7 protein-coding genes are annotated in these 10422 nt (G+C 47.7%); 5 read left to right on the forward strand and 2 right to left on the reverse strand.

Features of this window, described 5'->3' with window-relative positions; genetic code table 11:
* Positions 1-637 precede the first annotated feature (637 nt).
* The 5 genes from VIM72_RS06640 to VIM72_RS06660 are packed head-to-tail and all read left to right on the forward strand — an operon-like array spanning position 638 to position 8975.
* Positions 638-3859 carry a SusC/RagA family TonB-linked outer membrane protein gene (locus VIM72_RS06640; RefSeq protein ID WP_332002079.1) on the forward strand — a complete coding sequence of 1074 codons (3222 nt, stop codon included), beginning with the start codon at positions 638-640 and terminating at the stop codon, positions 3857-3859.
* Between the two features lie 20 nt (positions 3860-3879).
* Positions 3880-5376 (forward strand): SusD/RagB family nutrient-binding outer membrane lipoprotein, encoded by a 1497-nt coding sequence (locus VIM72_RS06645; protein ID WP_332002080.1) that lies wholly within the window; start codon positions 3880-3882, stop codon positions 5374-5376.
* Between the two features lie 27 nt (positions 5377-5403).
* Positions 5404-7725, forward strand: coding sequence for an arylsulfatase (locus VIM72_RS06650; protein ID WP_332002081.1), 2322 nt, complete (start codon positions 5404-5406; stop codon positions 7723-7725).
* A 10-nt stretch (positions 7726-7735) separates the two neighbouring features.
* The gene (locus VIM72_RS06655; protein WP_332002082.1) at positions 7736-7864 is read left to right on the forward strand and encodes a hypothetical protein; all 129 of its coding nucleotides are present in this window, start codon (positions 7736-7738) and stop codon (positions 7862-7864) included.
* Positions 7865-7883: 19 nt separating this feature from the next.
* Complete coding sequence (locus tag VIM72_RS06660) at positions 7884-8975, forward strand: sterol desaturase family protein (RefSeq protein ID WP_332002083.1); 1092 nt, start codon at positions 7884-7886, stop codon at positions 8973-8975.
* 62 nt (positions 8976-9037) lie between these two features.
* On the opposite strand, the gene VIM72_RS06665 is transcribed toward VIM72_RS06660, so the two are convergent.
* Together VIM72_RS06665 and VIM72_RS06670 are read right to left on the reverse strand one after the other, a co-directional pair.
* A complete protein-coding gene (locus tag VIM72_RS06665) occupies positions 9038-10102 on the reverse strand; it encodes a TlpA disulfide reductase family protein (RefSeq protein WP_332002084.1) in 1065 nt (354 codons plus the stop codon).
* 23 nt (positions 10103-10125) lie between these two features.
* Positions 10126-10422: hypothetical protein (locus tag VIM72_RS06670; RefSeq protein WP_332002085.1), on the reverse strand; the 297-nt coding region annotated here is incomplete at its 5' end.

A 10422-nucleotide genomic window follows, 5' to 3' on the forward strand; every position in this document is an offset into this window, starting at 1 on the left:
CATTTACAGTTCGCAGAATATATACCGCCACATCTTTGCAGGAGATGCGGGTGTCGTGTTTGCCCGGTTTTTTGTGTTTACAATGGCCCTTGAAAGACAAAGATAGTGATAAATATCGTTAATGCAACATTGTTGCATTAACGATATTAAAAATACCCTGGGTTAAGAACATTAAACAAATGTTAGCGGCGCCATTAGGGGTGATGCCCGTAGATATTAATATGTATGAAAAGTAATAGCAGCGGAAGTTTTCAACTGTTATCCAACTTTTTTTTGCGCAGTGCTTGCGTTTTCAAAAACCCGGTTGTATATTTGTCTACAATTATAGTAGACTAATAGGATTTACCACCACCAGAGTCTTTGTCACCCACCATACAAAGCAAACCTGTTAGCTATCATACTTTATTGAAGTTGTTTCTATGAAGCAACCTGTTCAGTCAATTTAATATTTCAACAATGAATCAGCTATTGTACAACAATAGAGACAGCAGAAAATTTAATGCGGGCACATTTACATCCGCCTGTTGTTGTTGTTGCTAAGGCTTTCCGATCAAACATCCGAATAACTAAATGACGCGTAGCGTAGTCATCATGGGCATTTTATTGCCCGATTCTTCCAACATCTAATCCCCTTTGTATGTCCAGATATTTACGTAATGCACTATTGTGCGCTGTATTGTTGTCCTTTACCGGCAATGCTTATTCGCAGGCGGCTGTGCTGCTGAGAGGAAAAGTGATTGATAATAAAACACAGGAGGCGCTGCCAGGCGCATCGGTGCGTATTAAAGGCGGTACATCAGGCACCCTGGCCGATGCAACAGGCAGCTACCAGTTAAGCCTGCTGAAACTACCTCAAACCATCATCGTAACTTTTATCGGGTATCAGTCGCAGGAAGTACTGATCACCAAAGATGACCTGAACAAGGTGATAAAACTGGAGCAGCAGCAGTCGCTGTCTGAAGTGGTAGTAACCGCTGTAGGTATAAAGAGCGCTACCAGGTCGCTGGGTTACAGCGTTGGTGAAGTAAAGGCCGCTGCATTGAAAGACAGCCGCGAGCCCAACATAGTAGCCGCGCTCAGCGGAAAGGTAACCGGCGTACAGATCAGCAATTCCGGTGGCTCTCCCGGTGGATCATCTACCATAAAGATCAGGGGCAACAGCTCACTGCTGGGAAATAACGCACCACTGTTTATTTTAGATGGCGTACCTGTGGATAACTCTATCCAGGATATTTCCCCGGTATCAAACAGTGTATCACTGGCTACGCCATCCAACCGTGCCATTGATATCAACAGCGCGGATATTGCCAGCATAACAATACTGAAGGGCCCTGCGGCTGCTGCATTGTATGGCATCCGTGCATCGAACGGCGCGGTGGTGATCAATACAAAAAGAGGAAGTTCGCTTACTGATAAATCTTTCGGTGTGAGTTACAGCGGATCGTTTACTGTTGATAAAATAAACCGTCGCGTACAGCCAAGACAAACCATTTTTTCAAACGGTATCGGCGGGCAGTATGTGAAGCCCGGTATCACCGGCTCAGATGAGAACTGGGGCGCATTGCTGGATACGCTCACCTACAGCTCAGTGCCCAGTAATTTTGATAAGAACGGAACCATTGTTGGAAAAAGCGATCCTGCTTCCAACGGCATACCTGTGAACCGCTACGATAACATCGGCAATTTTTTCGTTAACGGCTATACGAATGATCATAATATCAGTTTCTATGGTAATACAGGCAATGCCGGGTATTATTTTTCTTACGGCAACCTGAAGCAAACCGGTATTATTCCTACTACGGATTTCTTCCGGCATACCTTCCGTTTTAATGGTGATTATACAGTGAATGAGCGACTGAAAGTATCCGGCGGCGTCAACTACATCAAGGATGGAGCCGGCAACAGGGCGCTGATGGGAGGTTTTAATACCAACGTAGTACGTGCGCTGATCAATTCTCCGGCGAACTTCGACATCACCAATGGTTACTCCAAACCCTGGGAGCACCCGGAATCATATAAGCTGCCGCCAACCAGTAACAAACCCTGGGGCGACAGCCGCTCATACGCCAATGGTATTGGATGGGATAACCCTTACTGGTCGCTTAATATGAACCCGCAAACAGATGAGCTGAACCGCTTTATTACTTTCGCGGAAGCCACCCTGGATATCACCAGCTGGTTAAAAGCCACTGCCCGTTACGGGATCGATAATTATACGGATGTACGGAAAGGCGCTTTCAGTCGCGGTACCTCAGGCGTATCCACCGGTACCATCAACGATGTGAATTATGCAAGGAGAGATAACAACCTGGATGTTTTGCTGGTGGGCGACCGGAAACTTAACAATGATCTGCAGCTTACCGTAGTGGCAGGATACAACTACTATAATTCCTGGAAGAACCAGGTGAATACCCGCGGCGACGGATTAACCATCCCTGGTAATTTTAATATCTCCAATGCTTCTTCTACCCAAACATTCAATCAAACTATCAGAAGAAAACTGGTAGCCGGGTATGCAGATGTAAAGCTGGATTACCGGAAGTGGTTATACCTTGAGCTAACCGGCAGGAACGAATGGACTTCTACCCTGGCCAAAGGAAAGAATGCATTCTTTTATCCTTCTGCCAGCACCAGTTTTATTTTTACAGATGCGCTCCACTGGAACAATAGTATCCTGAATTTTGGTAAGATCCGCGCTACTTACGCACAGGTAGGTAATGATGCCGATCCTTATTCCCTTGAAACCTATTATGTGCCTACTACCAGCGCAGGATGGATTCAAAGTGGCATCAGCTTTCCGTTTAACGGCAAGCAGGGGCTTAGCTACAGCGCTACCATCGGTAACCCCAACCTGAAGCCGGAACGGATCAGCACCTGGGAAACCGGGCTGGACCTGCACTTCTTCCATGATAAAACACAACTGGAAGCCGTTTACTATTACAACAGCAGTAAAGACCAGATCATACCGGTTACCTTGCCTTACTCTACCGGTGCCGCCTATACGCTTACCAATGCAGGTAACATCATCAACAAGGGAATTGAAGCCAGTTTGCAACAGCGCATTTTCAACGGAAGGAAATTTTCATGGACGGCTACCGCATTGTTTAACAAAAACATCAGCCGTGTGAACTATATCGCTGATAACCTTACCAACGTAAGCCTTGGCGGTATCTGGATGGAAGCCCGCGGCCAGGCAGGCCAGCCTTATGGTGTATTCTATGGTACCGATGTAAAGCGTAATGAAGCAGGCAAACCCATCATCGACGACAATCCAAACAGTGCCACTTATGGATACCCGTTAGTGAATACCACCTTTACCAAAATCGGGGATCCTAATCCTGATTTCAACGTGGGGTTACGCAATGAATTGAGATATGGCGCATTCAGTTTTTCCTTTTTACTGGACGGGCGTTTTGGTTTTGACCTGTTCAACGCGCCGCGCTTGCAAATGGTGTTTAACGGTGTAGATGCGTCTACAGCAGCAAGAGGCACTACCACTGTTTTTGACGGCGTTACCGCCTCAAAGGGAACGCCTAATACTATTGAAGCGGTATTATCGCAGGCATGGTACCGCAATACATTTAACATACAGGGGCTGTATGTTGAGCACGACCTCTACTGGGTGAAACTGAAAGACGTAAACTTTACCTACGCCTTACCAGCCACGATACTGAAACCTGCACATATAGCGGCTGCCAGTGTTACACTCACCGCCAGGAACTTTTTGCTTTCCACCAATTATACCGGCAGTGACCCCGACCTGGGAAGCCGTAATGGTTTGTCGAATGCAGCGGGTATCGACTTCTGGACAACGCCCAATACAAAAAGCTACGGGGTGGCATTGAACGTTTCTTTCTAATTCATTAAGTAATCAGCAACATGAAAATATATTCATCTACTATCGGACGTTTATTTATTGCAGCGGGTATGTTAACGGTGCCGGCGTCCTGCTCGCTCGAGGAAGCGAATGTTAACCCCAACGCCTCTACGGAGGTATCGGTGAGCGCGGTGCTTACCGGCGCTGAAGTTGCGCTTGGTTTTAATCTCGGCGTTAATGCGGGCCTTATCGCTAATATCTATATCCAGCAGGCTTCGGGCGCAAACGGTGATGCGGCTTCCTTTGATAACTATGCTTCCTCTACCCAGTATTTTAATCAAACCTGGAGGGGATTTTATGTAGAAGTACTGGATGAGCTGAAAATTGTGAGGACTACTGCCGCGCAGCGGCAATTGCCTTATTACAGCGGTATTTCCCGGGTATTGAGCGTATATGCCTATGGTACTCTTACCGATCTTTTCGGAGATATTCCTTACAAAGAATCGTTGTATGGCAACAATATTACCAACCCGGTATATGATAAACAGGAAGCGATTTACAAGTCGCTGCAGGAGCAGCTGGATTCCGCTATTACGGAGCTGTCGCAGCCGGCGGCCAATAACCTGGGTGCATTGCCGGCCACTGATGATGTGATATACGGCGGAAATATTGAGCGCTGGAAATCGCTTGCATATACATTGAAGGCAAGATATGCGATCCATCTAACTAAAATAAACAGCACAACAGCAGCACAGGCAGTGTTAAATGCGCTGTATGACGGCACCCGTTACAGGGGAATAGCGGATAACTCGGCAGATGCCCTGGTGGTATTTGGCGCCGCTACCACTAACGCCAATCCTTTTTACCAGCAGAATACCAACAGGCCGGGATGGATAGGGCTTGGGGCCTCTTTTGTAAACCTGTTGAACGGGAACGAAGTAACAGATGCACCCACTAAACCGGAGGGGTTGTTTGTAGATCCGCGACGCGCTTATTTCGCCACACCTTACCCTGCGGGCAGCAATACTTACCGGGGAAGTGCGCCGGGAGTGCCAGGTGCATTTTCAGTGATCGGCAGTTACTATGGCACTGCTACTTCACCGGTGGTGATCAGTAGTTTCTCGGAGGCAAAATTCCTGGAAGCGGAAGCGCGCTGGAGGATCAACCCGGCGGATCCTTTAGCCAAAACGGCACTGGAAGCAGCGATACGCGCATCATTTCAGCGCGTGTTGACTAACCCTGCAGATCCTTACGCCACACCGGAAAAGCAACAGGCGTATATAACGGCAAAGGCTATATTAAACGGTGATTCCGGCGGTGACCTAAAAGCCCTTATCACGCAAAAATATATTGCTTTGTTCCTGCAGCCGGAAGCCTGGACGGATTACCGGAGAACAGGTTATCCTGCATTGCCGCTGGCAAAGAATGCCACCAGCGTTGCCAACCCCAACGGGCAGATCCCACGGAGAATTCCTTACCCGCAAAATGAGCAGTCGTTGAACAAAAACACGCCCGCAGCATCGGGATATCAAACCCCTGCTTTGTGGTGGGACAAATAAAACTATCGGTCAATTAAATCATAAGAAATGACTTTTTCATCCTCTTCCGGATCCTTTATTTCATTGCTGTTCCTGGGCTTTGCATCAGGCGCCTATGCGCAATACAGCCCGCAGAAACCATACGCCGGGAAACCGGGCACTACACTGGCACAAACGGTTATTACGCCTACTACTTTTAATCCCGTGGCGCCTGCGGGAGCCCCCAATATTATTTACATTATGCTCGACGATGTGGGATGGGGCGCCAGCAGCGCTTTTGGCGGATTGGTGGAAACACCTGTTTTTGATAGTCTTGCTAATAACGGTTTACGCTATACGAATTTTCATACCACTGCCATTTGCTCGCCTACACGCGCTTCTTTGCTTACCGGCCGCAATCATCATTCCGTGAATGTGCCTACCGTTATTGATGCTGCGGTAAACCTGCCGGGCCATAATGGTTATATGCCATTTGAAAAAGGTACGGTAGCAGAAATATTAAGGGAAGATGGATATAATACCTACGCGGTTGGTAAATGGCATGTAACTCCCAGCCCGGACCTCACACCGGCAGGGCCTTTCAACCGCTGGCCTACCGGCCGTGGGTTCGATGCCTTCTTCGGATTTATGGCCGGGGAAACAGACCAGTATACGCCTGCGCTCTGGGAAAATACGGTAAAGGTAGAACCTGACCTGCAGGGAAAGCATCTTACTACCGTGCTGGTGGATAAGGCGATCTCCTATATCGCCGGGCAGCATTCTGCTGCGCCCGACAAGCCTTTCTTCCTCTATTTCACACCTGGCGCCACACATGGCCCGCACCAGGTAGATAAGTCGTGGGTAGAAAAATACAAGGGTAAATTTGATGCAGGATGGGACGTATACCGGGAGCAGGTACTGGCCCGGCAAAAACAACTGGGGCTGGTGCCGCAGGATGTTACATTACCGCCGCGCAACCCGGGTGTAAAACCCTGGGAATCGTTGTCGGCTACCGAGAAAAAAGTATTCTCCCGTTTCTTTGAAGTATATGCGGGATTCCTTTCCCATACCGATTATGAAGTAGGCCGCCTGGTGAATTACCTGCGTGATACCAAACAGCTGGACAACACGCTGATAGTACTTATTATAGGCGATAACGGCGCCAGTAAGGAAGGCGGTTTGAGCGGTCATGTGCATGGTATTAATGAGTATATAGATGGCAGTTTGTTTACAGAAAACTATGAAAGCAGGATAAAGGATATTGATAGTTTGTATGATAAGTTAGGTAGCCCTGAATCGGGGCCTAATTACCCTGTGGGGTGGGCGCAGGCCGCAAATACGCCTTTCCGTTACCTGAAGCAGGATGCCAACAGTGAAGGCGGTACCCGTAACCCGTTGGTGATCTTCTATCCCAAACTGATCAAAAAAGGAGGCATACGCACACAGTACTCACATGTGAACAGTGTTACGCCTACCGTGCTGGAAATTGCAGGGCTGAAAGCACCTGAAGTAATCAATGGTTATCCCCAGGATACGCTGGAAGGCATCAGCCTGGCTTATACTATCAACAACGCTGCGGCCCCGGGCAGGCATCATATACAATACTACGAAATTGCCGGCGGGCGCGCTATCTATAAAGACGGCTGGAAAGCCGCGGTGAACCATAAACGCGGTACGCCGTTCACTACAGACAAATGGGAGCTGTATCACCTCGATAAAGATTTCAATGAGCAGCATGATCTTGCGGCTGCCAATCCTGCAAAACTAAAAGAGCTGCAGGAGCTTTTTGATAAAGAGGCCTGGAAGTATAAAGTGTACCCGCTGCTGGGAGATACTGCCCGTCTTACTCCTGCTATCCTTACCCGTGGTCCGCTGGATACGAGAGCCAGTGCTATATTGTACCCCGGTATAACGCAGGTGCCTACACGCTCGGCTCCTTTTCTTTCAGAGCAGTCGTTTATCATTAAAGCGGATGTAGAGCTGAACGATGTAAATAATGAAGGCGTATTGTTAAGTGTAGGCGGACGTTTTTCAGGATTTACCTTTTTTGTGCAGCAGGGAAAACTGAAAGCGGTACATAATAACAACGGGCGGTTAACAGATCTTACCTCAGCGAAGGCGCTGGCGCCCGGGAAAGCGGTGCTTCGTTATGAGCTGAAATATACACCGGCGTTGCGGCTGACAGATCCGGCCGGAACAGAATCATTATACATCAACGATGAGAAAGTAGCTGAGCGCGCCATTACCAAAGCGGATGCCACCATTTCTCCATACGACGAGGGGCTGGATGTAGGCAGGGACCAGGGTTCGGCGGTATCTCCGTTGTATAAATCGCCTTATAATTTTACCGGTAAGCTTAACCATATCGAAATAATACATCCTTCACTTTAAATCTTCCATTATGACGTTAACAGATCTTGTTATTATAACAAAGAAAATTGCCATCGGCATCATCATATTCCTGGTGCCGCTGATCATCATTGGCGGAAGCATCTGGCTGATTCATTTTTTATTCAATCAACATCATTGATCACATAAAAAAGATAATTATGACAACAACAGTAAAAACGCCATCGCGTGCAATCCTGCGGGATTCCCTGATAAGCATACTGCTATATACATTGCCGATAGGGCTGATGTTCCTGTCGTTTTATATCAGCGGCAGCAAACCCTGGCTACAGGCCAGTTCCGAGCATCTTGGTTTCCGGGCGCCTGCATTTGTAGAAGCCGTATTCAATAACCTGAAAACATGGGGGCTGCCGGCTATTATGGTAGTAGTGGGAATTGTAGAATTTTCTGTAGGATTTTATGAAAATAAGTGGACGAAGAATGAACGTACACTGGATATAGTTTGCTTTATACTTCCGAAGGTGGTGCTGCGCCCGATGATTGCTTATTTCGGGTTGAAGTTACTGCCGTTTATTTTACCTGATGCAAAGAATATATTCGCCTGGGTACCTTTCTGGTGGGGCTTTGCCATCATGGCTGTGGCAGATGATCTTACGCAATACTGGTATCACCGGCTGCATCACCAGCTACCGTTACTTTGGCGTTTTCACCGTACGCATCATTCCGCGCCTTATATGGGTATGGCTATGACGAGCCGGCAGAATATTATTTACACGGCCTTCTTTTCACAGATCTATCTTACAGTTGCGCTTACTTACCTGGGGCTTGGTTACCCGGCGCTTTTTGTAGGCGGTATAAAATCACTGATCACCACCGCGGCACATTCCAGTATTAAATGGGATAAGCCGTTTTATACCATCCGCTGGCTGAATCCTATTGGTTGGGTAATGGAGCGTTTGATTTCAACGCCCGCCACGCATCATGCGCACCATGCAGATACATCAGATGATGGCGTTGGCTATTATAAAGGCAATTTTGGTAACATGTTTTTTATCTGGGACCTGATCTTCGGAACAGGGATTATAACCCGTCAGTACCCGGCTGCTTATGGGTTGAAGCATTATAAGGAAGAAGAATGGTATGCCCAGTTGTTGTGGCCTATTTTTAAATCGAAGAAGGAAGGTAGTGAACTGGCGCAAAACGGGCCGGTAGTAGGGGGTGAAGAGGAGGAAGCGCCTGCACCGGTGGTTGTTCAGCCGGTAGCTGCCATTGTACGTGCTGAAGCCGTGTAATATATTGGATATAGCATAAAGAAACCGCCCCAGGCAGGTGTCTGGAGCGGTTTCTTTTTTTATTACTTTAATAGCTCATCCAGCTTTTTCAATTCTTCTCCTCTTAAATTAGCTGCAATAATTTTTCCTTCCGGGCTCACCAGGTAATTCTGCGGAATGAACCGGATAGCATATTTTTTTGCTCCTTCTGCATTTTGTGGATCAAGTGAAGAGATCTGCTGCCAGGGGAGATGATCTTCGCGGATAGCTTTGATCCAGTCGGCCCGGGACCTGTCCAGCGAAACGCCCAGTACCGTGAAATTCCTGTCTTTATACTTTTCATAGGCTTTGAGCACATGCGGGTTTTCAGCGCGACAAGGCATGCACCAGCTGGCCCAGAAATCGATCAGCACATATTTACCACGGAAATCTTTTAAGGAGATGGCTATGCCGGCTGTGTCCTTTTCGGTAAAATCAGGCGCCGGGTTCCCGGGAAGCAGCAGCTTTGCCTGTTCCACGGTTTTGGTGAACGCGATTCCGGCAGTACTGTTTTTCAGTTCGGGCGACAATGTATTGAACAGGCTGTCTTTCTGCTGCAGGTCTGTTAGTCCACCTATCTCATTCAATACAAGATCGAGGCTAATCCAGGAATCAGGATGTTTTTTTACAAACTCCTGGTAGATATCCTGCCGGCGTCTTGAAATAGCATCGTAGGTGTTTTGCGCACTATCGGCCTTCGGGGTGGAAGCCTTGCTGAGTGACTGTTTCAGCTGGTTGTATGCTTCATTGAGCGGTGTGCCGCTTACGTGTATCTGCCGGCCGGTATCTGCATTGGCAACTGTTATATTGCCTGCTTCCAGGTAAAAGCCGGCGCCCACATAAGGTCCTCTTTTACCATCGGAGGGAGTGGTAACGTAGATATTGGCTTTCACTGGTGTGGTTATATTGCCTGTCAATCTAAAACGGCCATCGGTGATCCTGGCGGAGTCGTGTATCTGTTTGCCTTCCAACTGGTAGTAAAGATGCGCCCAGGTTTGATGATCCGCCTTGCGCAGGCTGCCATTGATAGTAAATGGCAGCCCGGCATAGGATGCGTTGGCAGAAAGCGTCAGCAGCACAAGGAGGAGGTTGTTTTTGATTTTTCTCATGTTATAAAATTTTATGTTGATGTTTATCTTTCCCTGTAAGCGATACCGGCAATTTTTCCCGTTCCGGAATATGATTTATATAACTGTAATTGCGCATTGATGTCGGGAACGGTATAGATATCAAGTATACCGGAGTTCTCTGGTTGACCCTGGATATAGGTGCCTACCAGTAATTTTTTGCTGAGAGCTGTATAGTAAACGGCATTGGAAGCAGCCGCATAGGTAGAGGCAAACGGCTGGAATTTCATGAGTGAAATTTTCCGGCTGCCATAGTCGTGCATAAGAATACTGCGTTTGGAGGCGTGATCATATTCATACAC

This window comes from Chitinophaga sp., from assembly GCF_036569185.1.
In the GTDB taxonomy this organism is placed as follows: Bacteria; Bacteroidota; Bacteroidia; order Chitinophagales; family Chitinophagaceae; genus Chitinophaga.

Excerpts from the sequence above, each read along its gene's own strand:
- VIM72_RS06660 (WP_332002083.1), top strand. The coding sequence starts at position 7,884 with ATGACAACAACAGTAAAAACGCCATCGCGTGCAATCCTGCGGGATTCC.
- VIM72_RS06650 (WP_332002081.1), top strand. The coding sequence starts at position 5,404 with ATGACTTTTTCATCCTCTTCCGGATCCTTTATTTCATTGCTGTTCCTG.
- VIM72_RS06665 (WP_332002084.1), bottom strand. The coding sequence starts at position 10,102 with ATGAGAAAAATCAAAAACAACCTCCTCCTTGTGCTGCTGACGCTTTCT.
- VIM72_RS06655 (WP_332002082.1), top strand. The coding sequence starts at position 7,736 with ATGACGTTAACAGATCTTGTTATTATAACAAAGAAAATTGCCATCGGC.
- VIM72_RS06640 (WP_332002079.1), top strand. The coding sequence starts at position 638 with ATGTCCAGATATTTACGTAATGCACTATTGTGCGCTGTATTGTTGTCC.
- VIM72_RS06645 (WP_332002080.1), top strand. The coding sequence starts at position 3,880 with ATGAAAATATATTCATCTACTATCGGACGTTTATTTATTGCAGCGGGT.